The organism is Streptomyces sp. NPDC001832, assembly GCF_040297265.1.
Taxonomy (GTDB): Bacteria; Actinomycetota; Actinomycetes; order Streptomycetales; family Streptomycetaceae; genus Streptomyces.
This window is the reverse complement of record NZ_JBEOYU010000043.1, coordinates 4583-24469: the sequence shown is the minus strand read 5'-3', so window position 1 is coordinate 24469 and position 19887 is coordinate 4583. Positions and strand designations below refer to the sequence as shown.

The 19887-nt window shown below is 67.4% G+C and carries 20 protein-coding genes and 1 pseudogene; 18 read left to right on the top strand and 3 right to left on the bottom strand.

Features of this window, described 5'->3' with window-relative positions; genetic code table 11:
* The first annotated feature begins 105 nt into the window (after nt 1-105).
* From hemL to ABT115_RS25600, 8 genes are all read left to right on the top strand, one after another.
* Entirely contained in the window at nt 106-1422 is a 1317-nt protein-coding gene (gene hemL, locus ABT115_RS25635; protein ID WP_502969162.1) for a glutamate-1-semialdehyde 2,1-aminomutase, read from the top strand.
* Entirely contained in the window at nt 1419-2111 is a 693-nt protein-coding gene (locus ABT115_RS25630) for a histidine phosphatase family protein (RefSeq protein ID WP_351794189.1), read from the top strand. The genes hemL and ABT115_RS25630 overlap by 4 nt, the downstream gene beginning before the upstream one ends.
* Nucleotides 2112-2323: 212 nt before the next feature.
* Entirely contained in the window at nt 2324-3568 is a 1245-nt protein-coding gene (locus ABT115_RS25625) for a polysaccharide deacetylase family protein (protein WP_351794186.1), read from the top strand.
* A 67-nt stretch (nt 3569-3635) separates the two neighbouring features.
* Entirely contained in the window at nt 3636-4247 is a 612-nt protein-coding gene (locus ABT115_RS25620; protein ID WP_351794183.1) for a TlpA family protein disulfide reductase, read from the top strand.
* A gap of 46 nt (nt 4248-4293) precedes the next feature.
* Complete coding sequence (locus tag ABT115_RS25615; protein WP_351794259.1) at nt 4294-5016, top strand: cytochrome c biogenesis CcdA family protein; 723 nt, start codon at nt 4294-4296, stop codon at nt 5014-5016.
* 6 nt (nt 5017-5022) lie between these two features.
* Nucleotides 5023-6780, top strand: coding sequence for a cytochrome c biogenesis protein ResB (gene resB / locus ABT115_RS25610; RefSeq protein WP_351794181.1), 1758 nt, complete (start codon nt 5023-5025; stop codon nt 6778-6780).
* Nucleotides 6777-7877: a c-type cytochrome biogenesis protein CcsB gene (ccsB, locus tag ABT115_RS25605; RefSeq protein WP_351794178.1), complete on the top strand. Its 1101-nt coding sequence runs from the start codon at nt 6777-6779 to the stop codon at nt 7875-7877. Before resB ends, ccsB begins: the two co-directional genes overlap by 4 nt.
* A gap of 55 nt (nt 7878-7932) precedes the next feature.
* Entirely contained in the window at nt 7933-8463 is a 531-nt protein-coding gene (locus ABT115_RS25600) for an SRPBCC family protein (protein ID WP_351794176.1), read from the top strand.
* Nucleotides 8464-8494: 31 nt separating this feature from the next.
* Here the strand turns inward: ABT115_RS25600 and ABT115_RS25595 are convergent, their stop codons facing one another.
* Nucleotides 8495-8899 (bottom strand): PLD nuclease N-terminal domain-containing protein, encoded by a 405-nt coding sequence (locus ABT115_RS25595; protein WP_351794173.1) that lies wholly within the window; start codon nt 8897-8899, stop codon nt 8495-8497.
* A gap of 190 nt (nt 8900-9089) precedes the next feature.
* Here ABT115_RS25595 and ABT115_RS25590 point away from each other — a divergent pair, with 190 nt between their 5' ends.
* The 3 genes from ABT115_RS25590 (at nt 9090) to ABT115_RS25580 (ending at nt 12245) form a co-directional block, all read left to right on the top strand.
* Nucleotides 9090-10547, top strand: coding sequence for a menaquinone biosynthesis decarboxylase (locus tag ABT115_RS25590; RefSeq protein WP_351794171.1), 1458 nt, complete (start codon nt 9090-9092; stop codon nt 10545-10547).
* A complete protein-coding gene (gene mqnP, locus ABT115_RS25585; RefSeq protein ID WP_351794168.1) occupies nt 10544-11461 on the top strand; it encodes a menaquinone biosynthesis prenyltransferase MqnP in 918 nt (305 codons plus the stop codon). The genes ABT115_RS25590 and mqnP overlap by 4 nt, the downstream gene beginning before the upstream one ends.
* A gap of 118 nt (nt 11462-11579) precedes the next feature.
* Nucleotides 11580-12245 (top strand): UbiX family flavin prenyltransferase, encoded by a 666-nt coding sequence (locus ABT115_RS25580; RefSeq protein WP_351794166.1) that lies wholly within the window; start codon nt 11580-11582, stop codon nt 12243-12245.
* Between the two features lie 30 nt (nt 12246-12275).
* Here ABT115_RS25580 and ABT115_RS25575 read toward each other — a convergent pair whose 3' ends face one another.
* A complete protein-coding gene (locus tag ABT115_RS25575; protein ID WP_351794163.1) occupies nt 12276-12410 on the bottom strand; it encodes a hypothetical protein in 135 nt (44 codons plus the stop codon).
* 132 nt (nt 12411-12542) lie between these two features.
* On the opposite strand from ABT115_RS25575, the gene ABT115_RS25570 reads away from it, so the two are divergent.
* The 5 genes from ABT115_RS25570 to ABT115_RS25550 all read left to right on the top strand — a co-directional run bounded on the left by ABT115_RS25570 (nt 12543) and on the right by ABT115_RS25550 (nt 17119).
* On the top strand, nt 12543-12998 hold the full coding sequence (locus ABT115_RS25570) for an Lrp/AsnC family transcriptional regulator (RefSeq protein WP_351794160.1): 456 nt from the start codon (nt 12543-12545) through the stop codon (nt 12996-12998).
* A gap of 91 nt (nt 12999-13089) precedes the next feature.
* Nucleotides 13090-14253 carry an aminofutalosine synthase MqnE gene (mqnE, locus tag ABT115_RS25565; RefSeq protein ID WP_351794157.1) on the top strand — a complete coding sequence of 388 codons (1164 nt, stop codon included), beginning with the start codon at nt 13090-13092 and terminating at the stop codon, nt 14251-14253.
* Between the two features lie 106 nt (nt 14254-14359).
* Nucleotides 14360-14884, top strand: coding sequence for a GNAT family N-acetyltransferase (locus ABT115_RS25560; protein ID WP_351794154.1), 525 nt, complete (start codon nt 14360-14362; stop codon nt 14882-14884).
* Nucleotides 14885-15086: 202 nt separating this feature from the next.
* Nucleotides 15087-15344: a DUF4229 domain-containing protein gene (locus tag ABT115_RS25555; protein WP_351794256.1), complete on the top strand. Its 258-nt coding sequence runs from the start codon at nt 15087-15089 to the stop codon at nt 15342-15344.
* A 419-nt stretch (nt 15345-15763) separates the two neighbouring features.
* Complete coding sequence (locus ABT115_RS25550; RefSeq protein ID WP_351794151.1) at nt 15764-17119, top strand: dicarboxylate/amino acid:cation symporter; 1356 nt, start codon at nt 15764-15766, stop codon at nt 17117-17119.
* A 163-nt stretch (nt 17120-17282) separates the two neighbouring features.
* Here ABT115_RS25550 and ABT115_RS25545 read toward each other — a convergent pair whose 3' ends face one another.
* Nucleotides 17283-18458 carry a glycosyltransferase gene (locus ABT115_RS25545; protein ID WP_351794148.1) on the bottom strand — a complete coding sequence of 392 codons (1176 nt, stop codon included), beginning with the start codon at nt 18456-18458 and terminating at the stop codon, nt 17283-17285.
* Between the two features lie 275 nt (nt 18459-18733).
* Here ABT115_RS25545 and ABT115_RS25540 point away from each other — a divergent pair.
* Both ABT115_RS25540 and ABT115_RS25535 read left to right on the top strand, forming a co-directional pair.
* Nucleotides 18734-19105 (top strand): annotated as a pseudogene (locus tag ABT115_RS25540) (hypothetical protein); the annotation flags it as partial.
* A gap of 589 nt (nt 19106-19694) precedes the next feature.
* Nucleotides 19695-19887, top strand: a 193-nt coding sequence (locus ABT115_RS25535) for a hypothetical protein (protein ID WP_351794145.1), incomplete at its 3' end; no start/stop codon positions are given.

Sequence of the window (19887 nt, the reverse complement as noted above, 5' to 3'; positions counted from 1 at the left end):
AGGGGAAACAGCCCCCGCCGCGCAACCCGATCACCGTGTCAGTGACCTCCCCCACGGTCGTGCGGTGAAACACCTGTCCGCAAGAGCGTCCGTGGCTCTGACACCATGGCTTGTGTGAGCTTTCCCTATGACGCCCCAGTTTCGCAGACGCTTTTCGACCGCGCGTCCCTTGTGACGCCCGGCGGCGTGAACTCTCCCGTCCGTGCCTTCCGGGCCGTGGGTGGTACGCCCCGCTTCATGGTGTCCGGTGCCGGTCCGTACCTCACCGATGCCGACGGCCGTGAGTATGTCGACCTCGTGTGCTCGTGGGGGCCGATGATCCTCGGCCATTCCCACCCCGAGGTCGTCGCCGCAGTCCAGGAGGCTGTCGCCCGCGGCACCTCGTTCGGTACGCCCGGTGAGGGCGAGGTCGCGCTCGCCGAGGAGATCGTTGCCCGGGTCGAGCCCGTGGAGCAGGTGCGGCTGGTGTCGTCCGGCACCGAGGCGACCATGTCCGCGATCCGTCTCGCCCGCGGGTTCACCGGCCGCGCCAAGGTGGTCAAGTTCGCCGGCTGCTACCACGGCCACGTCGACGCGTTGCTGGCCGCCGCCGGGTCCGGCGTCGCGACCTTCGGCCTACCGGACACCCCGGGAGTCACCGGCGCGCAGGCCGGCGACACGATCGTGCTGCCGTACAACGACCTGGACGCCGTGCGGGAGGCGTTCGCCGCGCAGCCCGGCGAGATCGCCTGTGTGATCACCGAGGCGTCGCCGGGCAACATGGGCGTCGTACCGCCGCTGGACGGTTTCAACGCCGGGCTCAAGGAGATCTGCGCCGCCAACGGTGCGCTCTACATCTCCGACGAGGTCATGACCGGTTTCCGTACCTCGAAGGCCGGCTGGTTCGGCGTCGACGGGGTGCGGCCCGACCTGATGACCTTCGGCAAGGTCATGGGCGGCGGCTTCCCGGCCGCGGCCTTCGGCGGGCGTGCGGACGTGATGGCGCACCTCGCCCCGGCCGGTCCCGTCTACCAGGCGGGCACCCTCTCCGGTAACCCGGTCGCCACCGCCGCCGGTCTCGCCCAGCTGCGGCTGCTCGACGACGCCGCGTACGCGAAGGTGGACGCGGTCTCCGCGGAGATCCGCTGTCTGGTCGGTGAGGCGCTCGCCAAGGAAGGTGTGGCACACACCGTGCAGGCGGCGAGCAACATGTTCTCCGTCTTCTTCACCGACCGGCCGGTGAGGAACTACGAGGACGCGAAGCAGCAGGAAGCCTTCCGCTTCACCGCCTTCTTCCACTCGATGCTGGCGCAGGGCGTCTACCTGCCGCCGTCCGCTTTCGAGTCCTGGTTCGTCTCCACCGCCCACGACACGCAGGCTGTCGAGCGCATCGCCGCCGCCCTGCCCGCCGCTGCCCGCGCCGCATCGGAGGCCACCGCATGAGCGAGAACGGAAGCCGCCACGACATCACCGTCGTCCATCTGATGCGGCACGGCGAGGTGCACAACCCGGAGGGCGTGCTTTACGGGCGCCGTCCCGGCTACCACCTCTCCGAGCTCGGCCGGCAGATGGCCGACCGGGTCGCCGAGCACCTGGAAGGCCGCGACATCACCTATGTCGTCGCCTCCCCACTGGAGCGCGCCCAGGAGACGGCGACGCCGATCGCCAAGGCGCACGGCCTCGACCTGGCCACCGACGAACGGCTCATCGAGGCCGCCAACGTCTTCGAGGGCAAGACCTTCGGAGTCGGCGACGGGGCGCTGCGCAAGCCGGACAACTGGAAGCACCTGACGAATCCGTTCCGGCCGTCGTGGGGTGAGCCGTACATCGAGCAGGTCGTACGGATGATGGGCGCCCTGGACGCCGCGCGTGACGCGGCGCGCGGGCACGAGGCGGTGTGCGTCAGCCATCAGCTGCCGATCTGGATCGTGCGCAGCTTTGTGGAGCGGCGGCGGTTGTGGCACGACCCGCGCAAGCGGCAGTGCACGCTCGCGTCGCTGACCAGCTTCACGTACCAGGGCGACAAGATCGTGTCGGTCGGGTACACGGAGCCGGCGCGGGATCTGGTGCCGCCGCATCTGCGGGCGGGTGCGAAGCCGGTGAAGGGGAAGCCGAAGGCGTTCGGCGCGTAGTCGGCCCGGGTGCCCCCGGTGCTCTCGGCCGGCCGGTCCACCCGGGGTCCGGTTGCCGTTCTTTCCTCAGACCGACATGCGTTCGGCCAGGCTGTAAGGCCTGGCCGCGCAAAAAAATGTGCTGATTCGCGGAACCCCCACGTTGCTTCCCTCATCTAAACCTTTGTCAGTTTGTATGGACTTGAGGTAAAACGACCGCAGATGGGGGACTCATGCGCAACATCAGCCGAAGGGGCTTGCTCGGAGCCGGGCTCGGAGCTGCGGCAGCCATCGGTCTGGCGGGGTGCAATTCCTCCGGTTCGGGCGGGTCGGTGGAGGATGCGGGCGATAAGGGTGCCGACGGGCACACCCGGGGGACCGGGCCTGCGAAGAAGGACGTTCGTGAGATCGGGGACGGTTCCACTGCGGACACCGGGAAGCAGCCGCACCAGCCTTCCGCGCCGGTTCCGCTCGAACCCGGGCAGACGCCACCGCAGTTCGTGATCTTTTCCTGGGACGGGGCGGGCGAGGTCGGCAACGGGCTGTTCCCGCGCTTTCTGGAACTCGCCAAGGACCATGAAGCGGCGATGACCTTCTTCCTCTCCGGCATCTATCTGCTGCCCGAGTCGAAGAAGTCCATGTACCGGCCGCCCAACAACCCGATAGGCGCTTCCGACATCGGTTATCTCACCGATGACCACATCAAGGAGACGCTGAAATACGTCCGTCAGGCATGGCTCGACGGGCATGAGATAGGTACGCACTTCAACGGGCATTTCTGCAGCGGTTCCGGATCGGTCGCGAACTGGTCTGCCTCCCAGTGGCAGAGCGAAATCGATCAGGCGGTCTCTTTCGTCACCCAATGGCGTACCAACACCGGCTGGACCGACCTCGATCCGCTGCCTTTCGACTACCGCAAGGAACTGGTCGGCGGACGCGCCCCCTGTCTGCTCGGCCAGGACAATCTGCTGCCCACGGCACGCAAGTCGGGCTGGCGCTACGACGCCAGCTCGCCCGGCGGCACCCAGGTGTGGCCCCAGAAGCGTCAGGATGTCTGGGATCTCCCGCTACAGGCCATGCCGTTCCCGGGGCACACCTTCGAAGTCCTTTCGATGGACTACAACATCCTCGCCAACCAGTCGCTGAATTCGACCAAGGGCATGCCCTCGCGCTATCCGGGCTGGCGGAAGCAGGCCACCCAGTCGTATCTCGCCGGGTTCGAACGTGCGTACACGACGAATCGCGCGCCCTTCTACATAGGAAACCACTTCGAGGAGTGGAACGGCGGCATCTATATGGACGCGGTCGAGGAAGCGCTCAAGGAAATCGCGGGGAAGCCGGATGTGCGGCTCGTCTCCTTCAGGCAGTTCGTCGACTGGCTCGACGTCCAGACCCCGGCCGTGCTCGACAAGCTCCGCACGCTGGGCGTCGGGCAGTCGCCCGAGGGCGGCTGGAACGCCTTCTTTAAACAGGCCTGACAACGGGCGTTACGGGCACCGAGGGGGGTGCCCGAGATCACCGAATCCGCCATGCGAAACTTTTCGAATGAGCTATGGCCGGGCACCTCGACGCCGCTTCACCCTGCTCGCCGCCCCCGCAGCGGTCGTCGCACTCGCACTCACGCTGACCGCGTGCGGCGGGGACGACAACAAGGCCGGCGGTGGCGGCAACACCCACTTCGTCACGGGCAGCGGCGGAATCTCCACCGTGGCCAAGGGTGACCGCGAGCCCGCCCCGAAGCTCGATGGTGAGACCCTCGACGGCAAGCAGCTCGATGTCGCCGACTACAAGGGCAAGGTCGTCGTGCTGAACGTATGGGGCTCGTGGTGCGGCCCCTGCCGCCTGGAGGCCCAGCACTTCGCGAAGGTGGCGGAGGAGACGAAGGACCAGGGTGTCCAGTTCATCGGGATCAACACACGGGACGCCAAGAAGGGCCCCGCGATCAGCTTCGAAGAGGACTACAAGATCCCCTACCCGAGCTTCTTCGACCCGACCGGCAAGCTCATGCTCCGCTTCCCCAAGGGCACACTGAACCCGCAGGCCATTCCGTCGACCGTGGTCCTGGACCGGGACGGGAAGATCGCCGCGCGTTCCCTGACCGCTCTCGACGCCGACAAGCTGCACAAGATGATCGACCCGCTGATCGCGGAGAAGTGATTCCGTGCTCACCCTTGCCGCGATCCCGGAGCACAACGAAACAGTCATGAGCGGGGCACTGGTCGTCGCCCTGCCCATCGCCGTACTCGGCGGGCTCGTCTCGTTCTTCTCGCCGTGCGTCCTGCCGCTGGTGCCCGGCTACCTCAGTTACGTCACCGGCGTCAGCGGCACCGACCTGGCGCAGGCCAAGCGCGGACGCATGGTAGCGGGCGCCTCGCTCTTCGTGCTCGGTTTCACCGCCGTGTTCGTCTCCGGAGGCGCGCTCTTCGGCTTCTTCGGCCAGACCCTCCAGCAATACAGCGGGACTCTCAACAAGGTCCTCGGTGTGCTGATGGTCTTGATGGGGATCTTCTTCATGGGCCTGATGCCGTGGATGACACAGCGTGAATTCCGTATCCACAAGAGGCCGGTGACCGGGCTGGCGGGCGCCCCGCTGCTCGGCGCCCTCTTCGGGATCGGCTGGACCCCCTGCCTCGGCCCGACGCTCAGTTCGGTGAGCATCCTCGCGATGGACCAGGGCACCGCCGCACGCGGGGCGATACTGACCGTCGCGTACTGTCTCGGGCTCGGCGTGCCGTTCGTGCTCGCCGCCGTCGCCTTCCGCAAGGCACTCGGCGCCTTCGGCTGGGTCAAGCGCCACTACGCATGGGTCATGCGGATCGGCGGCGTCATGATGATCACGACCGGGCTGCTCCTGCTGACCGGCGTGTGGGACACCATGATGCAGGAATTGCAGGGCTGGTCCAACGGCTTCACGGTGGGGATCTGAGTTTCCATGAGCAACACCAAGTCCAACCCGGCCGACGAGCGTGAACGCCAGAGCCGAGGAGAACGCGAGAACGCCGGCGAGCTCGGTGCGGCCGGCTCCCAGCTCTCCACCGCCCCGCGCGAGGAGACCGAGGCCGCTCTGCCGGCCTTGGGCTTCGTCGGCTGGGCCCGCTGGTTCTGGCGGCAGCTCACCTCGATGCGGGTCGCGCTGATCCTGCTCTTCCTGCTGTCGCTCGGCTCCATCCCCGGCTCGCTGATCCCGCAGAACAGCGTGGACGAAATGAAGGTGCAGGACTTCAAGGAGGCCCACACCACCCTCGCGCCGATCTTCGAGAAGCTCCAGCTCTTCGACGTCTACAGCTCGGTGTGGTTCTCCGCGATCTACATCCTGCTGTTCATCTCGCTCATCGGCTGCATCGTGCCGCGCACCAGCCAGTTCATCGGCCAGTTGCGCAGCCGCCCGCCGGGCGCGCCCAAGCGCCTGACCCGGCTGCCCGCGTACACCACCTGGCGCACCGAGGCCGAGCCCGAGCAGGTCCGCGAGGCCGCGCTCGCCATGATGCGCAGGCGCCGCTACCGCGCGCACACCGCGGGGAACTCGGTCGCCGCCGAGAAGGGCTATCTGCGCGAGGCCGGGAACCTGCTCTTCCACATCGCCCTGATCGTGATGCTGGTGGCGTTCGCCGTCGGACAGCTCTTCAAGTCCGAGGGCGGGAAGCTGATCGTCGAGGGCGACGGCTTCTCCAACACGCTGACCCAGTACGACGACTTCAAGTCCGGCTCGCTGTTCGACACCGACTCGCTCGACCCGTTCAGCTTCACGCTCGACGACTTCAGCGGTACGTACGAGCGCAGCGGCCCCCAGACCGGTACGGCCAGGACCTACGAGGCCCATGTGACGTACTCGAAGGGCGCCTACGGCAAGCCGCAGAAGTCCGTGATCAAGGTCAACGAGCCGCTGGTCGTCGACGGCACCAAGGTCTATCTGAACGCGCACGGCTACGCGCCCGTCGTCTCCGTCAAGGACGGCAGCGGCAAGGAGGTCTACAAGAACGCCGTGCCGCTGCTGCCCATCGACAACAACGTCACCTCGACCGGTGCGATCAAGGTGATGGACGGCTACCACGACAAGAACGGCGAGAAGACCCAGCTGGGCTTCCAGGCGTTCTTCGTGCCGACCTTCGCGGGCGAAGGCAAGGGCACGATGTTCTCGCAGTTCCCGGCCGCCGACAACCCGCGGCTCGCCCTCAACGGCTACTGGGGCAGCCTCGGTGTCGACTCCGGACTACCGCAGAACGTGTACCAGCTGGACACGTCCAAGATGAAGGAGTTCAAGGACAGCGAGGGCAAGCAGCTCAAGGCGCGCCTGGCGGTCGGCGAGACGATGGAGCTGCCCGACGGCGCCGGCTCGATCACCTTCGAGGGCGTCGAGGAGTGGGCCAGCTTCCAGATCTCCGAGCAGCCCGCCAGCGGCTGGGCGCTCGCCGGAGGCATCACCGCGATCATCGGACTCGTGGGTTCGCTGTTCGTCCAGCGGCGCCGGGTCTGGGTGCGGGCCGTACGCGGCGCGGACGGCGTCACCGTCGTCGAAATGGCGGGTCTCGGCCGCAGCGAGTCCGCGAAGCTTCCCGAGGAGCTGGCCGATCTCGCGGTCAAGCTCAACGCCGTGGCGCCCACAGCGCCCGGCCCTGACACCGACCCCGGATCCGACCCCGGCTCCGTCGAAGAATCCTCCGAAGAACTTGCCGAAGGGGCTGAGAAGTGAATCTCGCCGCCGCTACCAACGAGAACCTGGCGCAGACCAGCAATGTGCTGATCTATTCGTCGATGGCCGTCTACACCCTGGCCTTCTTCGCGCACATCGCGGAATGGGTGTTCGGCAGCCGCAGCAAGGTCGGCCGCACCGCCGCCGCGCTGACCGGGGCCGGGGGCGCCGTCGGCGCCGCAGGCGCCGACGCCACGGTGAAGGTGCAGGTCGCGCAGAAGGGCGGCGGCACCGCCGTACTCGACCGGCCGAAGATCATTACGCGCTCCGCAGCCGGTACCCGCGACGTCCCGGACGGGCCCGGCGCGGCCGGCGGCACGTTCAAGGGCGATTTGTACGGGCGCGTGGCGATCTCCATGACCGTGCTCGCCTTCATCGTGCAGGCCGCCGGGGTCGTCGCCCGCGCGCTGTCCGTGCAGCGTGCCCCGTGGGGCAACATGTACGAGTTCTCCATCACCTTCTCCACGGTGGCGGTCGGCGCGTACCTGACCCTCCTCGCGCTGAAGAAGAACGTGCGCTGGATGGGGCTGCTCCTGGTCACCACCGTCCTGCTGGACCTCGGCATCGCGACCACGTGGCTCTACACCGACAGCGACCAGCTGGTGCCCGCACTGCAGTCGTACTGGCTGTGGATCCACGTCTCCACCGCCATCCTCTGCGGCGCCGTCTTCTACATCGGCGCGGTCGCCACCCTGCTCTACCTCTTCCGCGACAGCTACGAGAACAAGCTCGCGAACGACGGGCAGCCCGGTTCGTTCGCCCAGTCCGTGCTGTCCCGGCTGCCCGCAGCCGCCTCGCTCGACAAGTTCGCGTACCGCATCAACGCCGCTGTCTTCCCGCTGTGGACGTTCACGATCATCGCGGGCGCCATCTGGGCGGGCGACGCATGGGGCCGCTACTGGGGCTGGGACCCCAAGGAGGTCTGGTCCTTCATCACCTGGGTCGCGTACGCCTGCTACCTGCACGCCCGCGCCACCGTGGGCTGGAAGGGCCGCAAGGCCGCCTACCTGGCACTGATCGCCTTCGGCTGCTGGCTCTTCAACTACTACGGCGTCAACATCTTCGTCACCGGCAAGCACTCCTACGCCGGCGTCTGACCGGCGCCCTCCCCGTACGGGTGCGGATCGCACACCACCGGGCCACGCTGGAACCATGACCGATGCGACTCCCGTCATCGAGCGTGGCACCAGCGAAACCCACGGCGACCGGCACACCCTGCGATTCACGCTACGGCTGCCCCACCCCGTCCCGCGGGTGTGGGCAGCCGTTGCCAGTTCCGGGGGGCTGCTCGGCTGGCTCGCCGCCGCCGACCCGTTCGAACCGCGCATCGGCGGAGCGATCACACTGCGCTGGCTGAACACCGACCGGGACGGGCATGCCACGGTCGCCTCCGGCACCGTGACCGCCTGGGACATCGAGCGGGTCGCCGAATACACCCTCGAAGGACCGCACGGCCGCATCCGCTTCCACCTGGAGCCACCGCGCGGCGATCATGTGCTGCTGCGCTTCACCAACGAGGTCCGCGGCGACGACGAGCTGCGCCTGGACTGCCTGGCCGGCTGGCACGACCACTTCCGCTACCTCGTGGACGCGCTCGACGGATACCCCGCCGACTGGTCGAAGTGGACCCCGGTCCGGTGGGCGGGGCTCCGCGAGGAGTACGCGGCGGCCGCCGAGCGGTGACGCGGCGTCACGGCGCGGTCGGGCGATGTCCCTACGAAGCGGGCGGCGCCGACTCCTCCGGCCCCGCCCCGCTCTCGCGGCGCTTGAGCTCCTCCTCGCGGCGGCGCAGATCCGCCTCCCAGTCCTTGAGGAGCGACTCGTCCTTCTTGTTCTCTTCCTTCAGCGCCTTCAGGAACTCCGGATTGTCGTCCGGCGCCACCCACTGCGAGCGGTGGTTGCGGTGCCATTCGGACGGTGTCCGGCCACCGGCGGGCACCTGGCGCACCTTGCCCGCGGCCAGCCAGACGATCGGGCCCACGATCCAGAACAGCAGGATGATGAAGACCCAGGCGATCTTCGGCAGGTGCCTGGCCTCGTCCTCGGGGGTGTTCAGGCAGTCGATGAACGCGAAGATCGTCAGCGCCAGAGGCAGGAGATAGATCAGGGCCCGGAACATGATGGAAAGGTCCCCCTGCAGGAAGTTGGCGGGGCTTGTCCCGCCCCGGTGACGGGCTCAGAGTAGCCGGTGCCGACCGCCTCCCACGGCGATCAGGCGGGAAACCGGCGGCGAGCAGACAGCCCGACAGCTTCTGAGCTGAGGTGGGGCACCCCAGTTGATCGTCAAGGGTGATGACAAACTGGACGGCATGGCTTACGACGATCTTCGTTCCCTGCTCCGGGCCCTGGAACGCGAGGGCGAGCTCAAGCGCATCAAGGCCGAGGTCGACCCCTACCTGGAGGTCGGCGAGATCGTCGACCGGGTGAACAAGGCGGGCGGGCCCGCGCTGCTCTTCGAGAACGTCAAGGGGTCCTCCATGCCCCTGGCCATGAATGTCTTCGGGACCGACAAACGGTTGCTGAAGGCGCTCGGGCTGAAGTCGTACGCCGATATCGGCGACAAGATCGGCGGGCTGCTCAAGCCGGAGCTGCCGCACGGTTTCGTCGGGGTGCGGGAGGCGTTCGGGAAGCTCGGCTCGATGGTTCATGTGCCGCCGAAGAAGGTGAAGTCGGAAGGCGCGCCCGTGCAGGAGGTCGTGCTCACCGGCGACGACGTGGATCTGGATCAGCTGCCCGCGCTCTTCACCTGGCCCGAGGACGGCGGCTCGTTCTTCAATCTGGGGCTCACGCACACCAAGCACCCGGAGACCGGCGTACGGAACCTGGGGCTGTACCGGCTCCAGCGGCACGACCGGCGAACCATCGGGATGCACTGGCAGATCCACAAGGACAGCCGCAACCACTACCAGGTCGCCGCCAAGCGCGGGGAGAGGCTGCCGGTCGCCATCGCGTTCGGGGCGCCGCCCGCGGTGACGTATGCCTCCACCGCGCCGCTGCCGGGGGACATCGACGAGTACCTCTTCGCCGGGTTCATCCAGGGCAAGCGGATCGAGATGGTCGACTGCAAGACCGTGCCGTTGCAGGTCCCGGCGCAGGCGGAGGTCGTCATCGAGGGGTGGCTGGAGCCCGGGAAGATGCTTCCCGAGGGGCCGTTCGGCGACCACACCGGCTTCTACACGCCGCAGGAACCGTTCCCCGCACTGACCATCGACTGCGTGACCATGCGGAAGCGTCCGCTGCTGCAGTCGATCGTGGTGGGCCGGCCGCCGACCGAGGACGGGCCGCTGGGGCGGGCCACGGAGCGGTTCTTCCTGCCGCTCCTCAAGATCATCGTGCCGGACATCGTGGACTACCACCTGCCGGAGGCGGGCGGCTTCCACAACTGTGCGATCGTCTCGATCGACAAGAAGTACCCGAAGCACGCCCAGAAGGTGATGAGCGCCATCTGGGGTGCGCACATGATGTCGCTCACCAAGCTGATCGTCGTCGTGGACTCCGACTGCGACGTCCATGATCTGCACGAGGTGGCGTGGCGGGCGCTCGGCAATACCGACTACGCGCGGGATCTGACGGTCACCGAGGGGCCCGTCGATCATCTCGACCATGCCTCTTACCAGCAGTTCTGGGGCGGCAAGGCGGGTATCGACGCGACGAAGAAGTGGCCCGAGGAGGGTTACACCCGGGACGGGGGCTGGCCGGACATGGTCGAGTCCGACCCTCAGACGGCGGCGAAGGTCGACCGCCGGTGGAAGGAATACGGACTGTGAGTGCCGCCGAAGCAGCACTGGGCTCAGGGCCCGTACAACCGAACAGCAAGGTCAAGGCGTTTTTGCGGCTCGTGATGATCGAGCACTCGGTCTTCGCGCTGCCTTTTGCGTACATCGCCGCCCTTACCGCGATGTACCAGGCGGACAAGTCCATCCACTGGGGCACGCTGCTGCTCGTGACCATCGCGATGGTGGGGCTGCGGACGTTCGCGATGGCCTGCAACCGGATCATCGACCGGGAGATCGACGCCCGTAACCCGCGCACCGCGAGCCGGGAGCTGGTCACCGGTGCGGTCTCGGTGAAGTCGGCGTGGACCGGGGCGCTCGTCGCCTTGGTGGCCTTCCTCGGGGCGGCCGCGCTGCTGAACCCGCTCTGTCTGGCGCTTGCGCCGGTCGCCGTGATCCCGATGGTCGTCTACCCGTACGGGAAGCGGTTCACCAACTACCCGCACGCCATCCTCGGAATCGCGCAGGCCATAGGGCCGATCGGTGCCTGGCTGGCCGTGACCGGCAGCTGGTCGTGGGATGCGGTGATTCTCGGTGTCGCGGTCGGGATCTGGATCGGTGGCTTCGACCTGATCTTCGGCTGCCAGGACGTCCAGGCGGACCGGGCGCACGGGGTGCTGTCGGTGCCGGCCCGGTTCGGGATCCCGGCCGCGCTGTGGGGGGCGCGGGTCTGCCATGTGGTGACGACCGGGCTGCTGGTCTGGTTCGGGCTGGCTACCGAGGCGGGCCTGTTCTACTGGATCGGCATGGTGATCGTCGCCGTCGCGTTCGTGTACGAGCACCGGGTGGTGCGGCCGCACGATCTGTCCCGGCTGAACCGGGCGTTCTTCTCGGTCAATGGGTTCATCGGAATAGCGCTGTTCGTGTGTGCGCTGCTGGATCTGTTGGTGCGCGGTCTGACGATCTGAGCCGGGGCGCCTGGGCGCCGGGACGCCGGGGCGGGCGGAACTGGCGGCATGAGGCACCTTGCTCAGTTCCGGGTTCGGGCAGCCGGATAGGCTCGGGTGTGTGGATTCCGGGACTTCAGTGAGTCAGCACCAGCGGCAGCCTTGGATTGTCGGGGTTTCAGGCGCTTCGGGCACCCCTTTCGCCGCCGCCGTGCTGCGCGGTCTGCTGGCCGCGGGAGAGAGCGTCGATCTGGTGGTGAGCCGGGCGTCGCGGCTGACGCTGCTGGATGAGACCGGGACCGCGTTCCGCGACGCGCACTGGCAGGAGGATCTGCGCAGCTGGCTGGCGCGCGGGGCGGACGGGAAGCCGCACACCTTCGATGTGGACATCGAGGGCGTACGGCACTGGGCGGCCGGTGATCTCGGAGCGGGGCCGTCCTCGGGGTCGTACCCGGCGAAGGGGATGCTGATCGTCCCGGCTTCGACGGCGTGTGTGGCCGGGGTGGCGCTCGGACTCTCGAAGGATCTGCTCCAGCGAGCCGCGAGCGTGACGCTCAAGGAGCGGCGGAAGCTGGTCGTCGCGGTGCGGGAGACACCACTGAACGGGCAGACGCTGAAGCATCTGGTGAGCCTGGACGAGGCGGGCGCCGTCGTGCTGCCCGCCTCTCCGGCGTTCTATGCGGGGGCGACGCACATCCAGGATCTGGTGGACTTCGTCGCGGGGCGGGTGCTGGACGCGGCAGGGGTGCCGCACGACCTGTACCGCCGATGGGAGGGAGAGCTCGGTGGCGGCTCTCGCGGCTGAGGCGGGGCCCCAGCCGGAGTGCGCCTGTGGTCAGCGCTTCTTCTTGGCGCGCGGGGCGCGGGTCCGGTCGACCCGGTGCGCGGCGGCGGGTTGGTGGGCACGCGAGCGGTTGGCCAGGTCCTGCAGCTCGCGCATTCGGGCGTAGGCCATCTCGATCGAGTACACGGTGTTCTCACTCCTGAAGATTCGAAAGCATTTTTTGGAAGTTCGGGAAGATTTGCAGGCCGTAAAGCCTGCACGCCTTGGATTCTACACATAGACTCGCGATACTGCTGAATAATGGAAGGTTTCAGTCGCATGGACGCGGTGGACAGGCAGCTCATCCAGGCCCTCAGAGAGAACGGCAGGGCCTCGTACGCCGAGCTGGGGCGGCTCGTCGGGCTCTCCGGGCCCAGCGTCACCGACCGCATCAACCGGCTGGAAAACGCCGGTGTCATCACCGGCTACCGCGCCACCGTCGACGCCGCGTCCCTGGGGCTCGGGGTCACGGCCCTGATCGGTATCTCGCTCTCCGACGCCGCCGACCACGAGGACGTGGCGCGCCGACTGAAGGACCTTGCGGAGATCGAGGACGCCTGGTTCATCGCGGGCGACGACTCGTACATGCTCAAGGTGCGGGTCGGTGACGTTGACGGGCTGGAGAAGACCATCCGCCGGCTCAGCGGCACGCGGGGCGTCTCGCGCACGCGTACCACGGTCGTGCTCTCCACCAAGTGGGAGAACCGGGTCGGGGAACTTCCCGAAGAGGTGTAGGCGTAACGTGGTGGAGCCCCCGGGTGACCGGGGGTTTCGCCCGGTGTCACCGGGAAAAGGCACAGCGCGTCGACAACTGGGAGGCAGCCGCATGGACGTTGGGCTCAAGCGCGAGCTGGAGGAGAAGGTCCGCGCAGGGGAGCGGCTGACCCGTGAGGACGGCATTGCCCTCTACGAGTCGGACGACCTGGCCTGGCTCGGCGGCCTCGCGCACGAGGTGCGTACGCGCAAGAACGGCGACGTCGTGCACTTCAACGTCAACCGGCACCTCAACATGACCAATGTGTGCACCGCGTCGTGCGCGTACTGCTCGTTCCAGCGCAAGCCGGGCGAGAAGGACGCGTACACCATGCGCATCGAGGAGGCCGTCCGGCTCGCGAAGGCGATGGAGGGCGAGAACCTCACCGAGCTGCACATTGTCAACGGGCTGCATCCCACCCTGCCGTGGCGTTACTACCCGCGCTCGCTCAGCGCGCTGAAGGAGGCCCTGCCGGGAGTCTCCCTCAAGGCGTTCACCGCCACCGAGATCCACCACTTCGAGACCATTTCCGGGCTCTCCGCCTCCGAGATCCTCGACGAGCTGATCGAGGCCGGTCTGGAGTCGCTGACCGGTGGCGGCGCCGAGATCTTCGACTGGGAGGTCCGTCAGCACATCGTGGACCACAACACCCACTGGGAAGACTGGTCGCGCATCCACCGCCTCGCCCACGAGAAGGGCCTGAAGACCCCGGTGACGATGCTGTACGGGCACATCGAGGAGCCGCGTCACCGCGTCGACCATGTGCTGCGGCTGCGTGAACTGCAGGACGAGACCGGTGGCTTCCAGGTCTTCATCCCGCTGCGCTACCAGCACGACTTCGTGGACATGAAGGACGGCAAGGTCCGCAACAAGCTCCAGGCGCGGACGACGATGGCGACCGGTGCCGAGGCGCTGAAGACCTTCGCGGTCTCGCGGCTCCTCTTCGACAACGTCCCGCACGTCAAGGTCTTCTGGGTGATGCACGGTGTGCAGACCGCCCAGCTCGCGCTGCAGCACGGCGCGGACGACATGGACGGCTCGGTCGTCGAGTACAAGATCACGCACGACGCGGACAACTACGGCACGCCGAACAAGCTCAGCCGTGAGGATCTGCTGGACCTGATCCGCGACGCGGGCTTCCGGCCCGTCGAGCGCAACACCCGGTACGAGATCATCCGCGAGTACCCGGGCCCGGACGCCGAGCGGCGCGAGTCGCCGCAGCCGATGCGCGTCTGACCCGCCACGTCGTTCAGGTGCAGGGGAGCCCCGGCCGTCGGCCGGGGCTTTCTCGTGTGCTGGAACCAGTTTGAGGCAAGAGATTGGTAATAGTTAATCTGTGCCTATGGCACTTACGTTTGAGCTGGATCCCAAGTTCGACCGCACCTTGCGGGACGGCATCGCCGAGCTGTGGACCGATGTCTCCAACGCGGGCGGTGCGGTCGGCTTCGTGCCGCCCGTCACGGCCGACGACGTCCGGCCCGAACTGGTCAGGCACCTGGTCGCCATGGCCGAGGGGCGGACCCGGCTGCTGGTCGGCTACGACGAGGAGGGTGCCGTCGCCGCCACGGCCTTCCTCGCCCTCAACACCCACCGGCTGATGGTCCACTGGCTCTGGCTCTACACGGTGATGGTCCATCCTCGCCACCAGGGCAAGGGCTACGGGCGCGACCTGATGGACGCGGCCGCGGAAGCCGCCCGCGGGATCGAGGGGATAGAGGCGATCCGGCTCACCTGCCGGGGCGGCACCGGTGTCGACCGTTTCTACACCTCGTGCGGGTACAAGGAGGTCGGGCGAGTGCCCGACGCGATCCGAGTGGCCGACGGCGACGACCGCGACGACATCATCATGCTGCTGCCGCTCGGCTGAGGCCCCGCGCCCTGAGGCGCTGTCGGGTGACCTCTGATCCGCCCGCAGACCCCGAGACTCCGCCGGACCTGCTTCGGCGCAACCCTCCGAATTGATCGAATCACGGGCATGCTTCACTGGTCGGGCACGATCGCAGGACTGTGGTACGTAGAGAGAGGGGCCAACTGTGTCCGCTGCCAGGCCGACGATTCGGTACACCGCGATGCGTTTCGGCATCTTCGTCGGCTGTTACGTCGTCACAGCCGTGGCCGTCCACTTCGGTCTGATCCCCTCGGGGGTGGGTGACTCCAACTTCCTCTGGGTGATCCTGCTCGCGCTGGTCCTGTCCGCGCCGCTCAGCTTTGTGCTGCTGCGCAAGCAGCGTGACGAGATGTCCGCGCAGATCGTGTCCACGGTCGGCCGCACGAAGGCGCGGCTCGATGCGAACCGGACCCGCGAGGACGAGGTCGCCTCGCAATGACCCGGTGAGGATGGCCTGAGGGCTGCGTAAGGTTCCTCACATCCCGCATGGTTTCCGTACGAAACCCCGGTGCCGGAGCAAGCGCTCCTGTACTGGGGTTTCGTCGTTTCCGTACGCGTGCCGGGCACTGCGACACCGGCAGTTGCGCCCGGAGAAGACCAAAGAAGAACTTTGAGGTTCTCAAAGTTCAAGTGTTAACGTGTTCGACGTGAAGACAGCAGTGCGCCATCGATTCGCCGCGAGCGTCGCGCTCGTGGAGCGCCTGCATGTCGATCTATGCCGCTGTATGTCCGCGGTCTGTTGCCGCAACGTCTGAACCGGCACCATGCAGCGGCGCCGTCCCTGACGCGGGCGCCGCACCCCCGTCCTCTCGCACGGCGCACCCGTGCGCCCCGATGCGTCACATCTGGAGTGTGTCCGTGTCCGCGAATCCCGCGTCCGCCGCCGAGACTGACAGCCCGTCCGGCTCCGGCTCCGGCTTCCGTATGCCGAAGGTCCCGTTCTGGGCCCAGATAATCGCCGGTCTCGTCCTCGGTGTCGTACTCGGGTGGCTTGCCCGTGCGTACGACATCAAATGGCTCTACACCACGCTTGACGAGATCGGCCACATCTTCGTCCAGCTGCTGAAGCTGGCCGTCGGCCCGCTTGTCTTCTTCGCGATCCTGGTATCGATCACCAACCTGCGCAAGGTCAACAACGCCGCCCGGCTGGCCACCCGCACCCTGCTCTGGTTCATGATCACCTCGCTGATCGCGGTCGCCATCGGACTCGCGATCGGCCTGATCACCAACCCGGGTGCCGGTACGGGACTGACCCCGAAGGACGGCAAGCTGCCGGAGCAAGCGGGCTCCTGGCTCGACTTCCTCACCGGCATCGTCCCGGACGACGTAATCACCCCGTTCACCGAGCTGAACGTGCTCCAGATCGTCTTCATGGCCGCCGTCGCCGGTGTCGCCGCTCTCCAGCTCGGTGAGAAGGCCCAGCCGATCCTCACCCTCAGCGAGTCCGTCCTGGAGCTTCTCCAGAAGGCCCTGTGGTGGGTCATCCGCCTCGCTCCCATCGGCACCATCGGCCTCATCGGATACGCGATCGCCGACTACGGCTGGGACCTGATCGGCAAGTACGCGACGTTCGTCGCCGACGTCTACATCGGCTGCGCCCTGGTGCTGTTCGGTGTGTACCCGCTGCTGCTCGCCACCGTCGCCAAGCTCAGCCCGCTGCAGTTCTTCAAGGGCGCCTGGCCGGCGATCCAGCTGGCCTTCGTCTCCCGCTCCTCGGTCGGCACGATGCCGGTCACCCAGAAGGTCACCGAGCGCCTCGGCGTCCCGAAGGAGTACGCCTCCTTCTCGGTCCCGTTCGGCTCCACCACCAAGATGGACGGCTGCGCCGCGATCTACCCGGCGCTGGCGGCGATCTTCATCGCGCAGATCTTCGACGTCCAGCTGGATGTCGGTGACTACATCCTCATCGTGTTCGTCTCGGTGATCGGTTCCGCGGCCACCGCCGGTCTCACCGGTGCGACGGTCATGCTGACCCTCACGCTGTCGACGCTGGGCCTCCCGCTGGAGGGCGTCGGTCTGCTCATGGCCATCGACCCGATCCTGGACATGATGCGTACGGCCACCAATGTCGCAGGGCAAGTTGTCATTCCGTTGATCGTGTCCTCGCGAGAGAAGATCCTCGACCGCGATGCGTACAACTCGGCCTCGTCCTCCCCGGTCGACGACGCCGAGGTGAGCGACGCCGAGCCGCAGCGCGTGCCGGTCACCGCGTAGTCGGGAACAAGCGGTACGACGGACGGAGCAGCCGTTGCGGTTGCGCGGTCCGTCACATGTGGGCCTCTCCTCCAGTCCGGGGGAGGGGCCCACGACGCGTTCGGTGCGTCGATGGCCCTTCGGGCGGCTGCGACGACAACCGGTTATCTGGCCCGTGCGCTTGTCATGCGGTCCTCGGGCGGGCAAAGGTGGCGGGCGCTGACCGGCCGGAGCGCGCGGCGATACGGTCGGCCGCGAATTTACGGTTGCTGATGGTCTGTTCGCGGTAGGTGGCCGGAAGGTCGGGCATGGCGAGGAGACGATCGCAGGAAGCCAGCGATCCGCGCGCGTCGCCGGTCCAGTAGGAGGTGATGGAGTGCTCGAAGAGCAGACCCCAGCTGTAGATCCAGGGCTCCATGAACAGCCAGTCCTCGGGGATGGGGCGATTGAGGCCGGCGACGGCGAATGCGTTGGCGGCTTGATAGCGACCCATCTTCCTCAGCCGGGACGTCAGTTCGTAGCAGGCCTCCAACCGCTGCGGCCGGCCATCCCATGCGCGGGTGAGAGCATCCATGGCGCCGGGCCAGTCACCGCAGTCGGCCTTGAGCACTCCCACTTGCAGCAGGGCGTAATACACCTCCTCGTCCCATCCGCCCATGCCTGCCCGACGCTCGTACGCCGCGATCGCTTCCCTGGTCTCGCCCATGTCGCGGAGAGTCTGCGCGAGGTAGAAGACCGTGCGTGGATTGCCCGGATTGCGCTTGAGGTCCTCGCGCAGCAGGCGGGCGTCCCGGGTGAACTTGTCCCTGCGCGAGCCGCCATCTGCGAAATGCTCGATGCTGAGGGCTGAGAGATCGGCAACGGTGTGCTGCTGGGAGGTGGTCAGGAATTCGTGGGTCGCGCCCTCGTAGCGCCACGGGATGTCCCCTTTGACCAGTCGGGGAATGCGGTATTCGAGGGCGCCGAGATGGCGCAACATGTAGGAGTCGGCGCTCAGTTCGGACAGCTCTGACAGCGGGCCCTCCCGTCGGACGGCCATGTCGGCGTCGATGAGCAGGAGATAGTCTGCCTTGCCCCGTGCGCGCTGGATGTTCAGGGTGCGGTTGTGGCCGAAGTTGGCCCAGAGGTCCTCGTGGAGCTCCCCCGGAATTCCCTTCATCGTGGCGCGGATCAGTTCCTGTGTTCCGTCACGGGAGCCGGTATCGGAGATGACCCATGCGTCCACCAGGTCGCGTACGGAGTTCAGGCATCGCTCGATGACCTTCGCCTCGTCCTTGACAATCATGCACAGGCAGATCGACGGCTTGCGGCGCAGGACGGGTGGCCGTTCTTCGGTAGGACGGTCGATCAGATTTGTCATATACATCTCCCAGTCTGGCTTCTATGGAGTAACACCCCACGGCGAATTGGTGCGGTGTAGGGGATCAGCCGATCCGGTCACCGAGGAGAGCGACGCTAGTGCGCCGGAATCCGGCGCACGCGACGCGACACGGGGTTCTCGCGGCCTCGCGGGTGGCCGGGCCGGAATGGCCAACTGGTCTAATTGATATGCGAATAGGGGCAGATGGGCGAAGCCTCTTTAACTCACAAGGGGAGCGGGCAGCACTCGGACGGTAGATCACCGGCGTGGCGAATATGTCGTACATCTATTGCGGCTGTCACAGTCACGGCTCCGATCCACGCAGACCCGGTAAGGAATCCGAGATGCACAAATCGAGAAGCTGGGACATCCTGTCCCGTTCAACCCTGGGTGCCATGTCGCTGGGAGTGACCCTGGCTCTGTGCCCCACGGGCATCGCTCACGGAACGCCGAACCCCACGGGTGCGCAGGCGGCCAACCGAGTGATGGCCAGCCGGGTAGTGGCCAGTGTGTCCGGGACGGTGACCTCCCAGCACTCTCAGAACATCCGCAGCGCTCCCACCACCCAGTCGGCGATCGTGGGCAGCGTGCCGCCCGGCGGCACGGTTTCCATCGCCTGCCAGGTGGTCGGCCAGAACGTCGGCGGGAACTCGCTGTGGTACCTGCTGTCCAATGGCAGCGGCTGGATGAGCGCCCGCTTCATCTCGACGCAGGGCCCCGTGCCGTTCTGTGAAGACTTCCCGGGGACAGGCGACACTGGCCCGACGGGACCCGCGGGTCCGACGGGTCCGACTGGTGCGACCGGGCCTGCTGGTCCGACGGGTGCGACGGGTCTGCAGGGCGCGACCGGTGCCACGGGTGCGGCGGGTGCCAACGGCGCCACGGGCGCCACTGGGCCTGCTGGTCCGACGGGTGCGACGGGTCTGCAGGGCGCCACCGGTGCCACGGGTGCCACGGGTGCCACGGGTGCGGCCGGCGCCAACGGCGCCACCGGTCCTACTGGGCCTGCCGGTCCGACGGGTGCGACGGGTCTGCAGGGCGCCACCGGTGCCACGGGCGCGTCCGGTGCTGTTGGTGCCCACGGTCCCACCGGTGCGACCGGTCCGACGGGTGCGACGGGTCTGCAGGGCGCGACCGGTGCCACCGGTGCGGCCGGCGCCAACGGTGCCACCGGTGCTACCGGGCCTGCTGGTCCGACGGGTGCGACGGGTCTGCAGGGCGCCACCGGTGCCACGGGTGCTGCTGGTGCCAATGGTGCTGATGGTGCTACTGGTCCGACGGGTCCGGTTGGTCCGACGGGTGCTGCTGGTGCCAATGGTGCTGATGGTGCAACTGGTCCGACGGGTCCGGTTGGTCCGACGGGTGCTGCTGGTGCCAATGGTGCTGATGGTGCAACTGGTCCGACGGGTCCGGTTGGTCCGACGGGTGC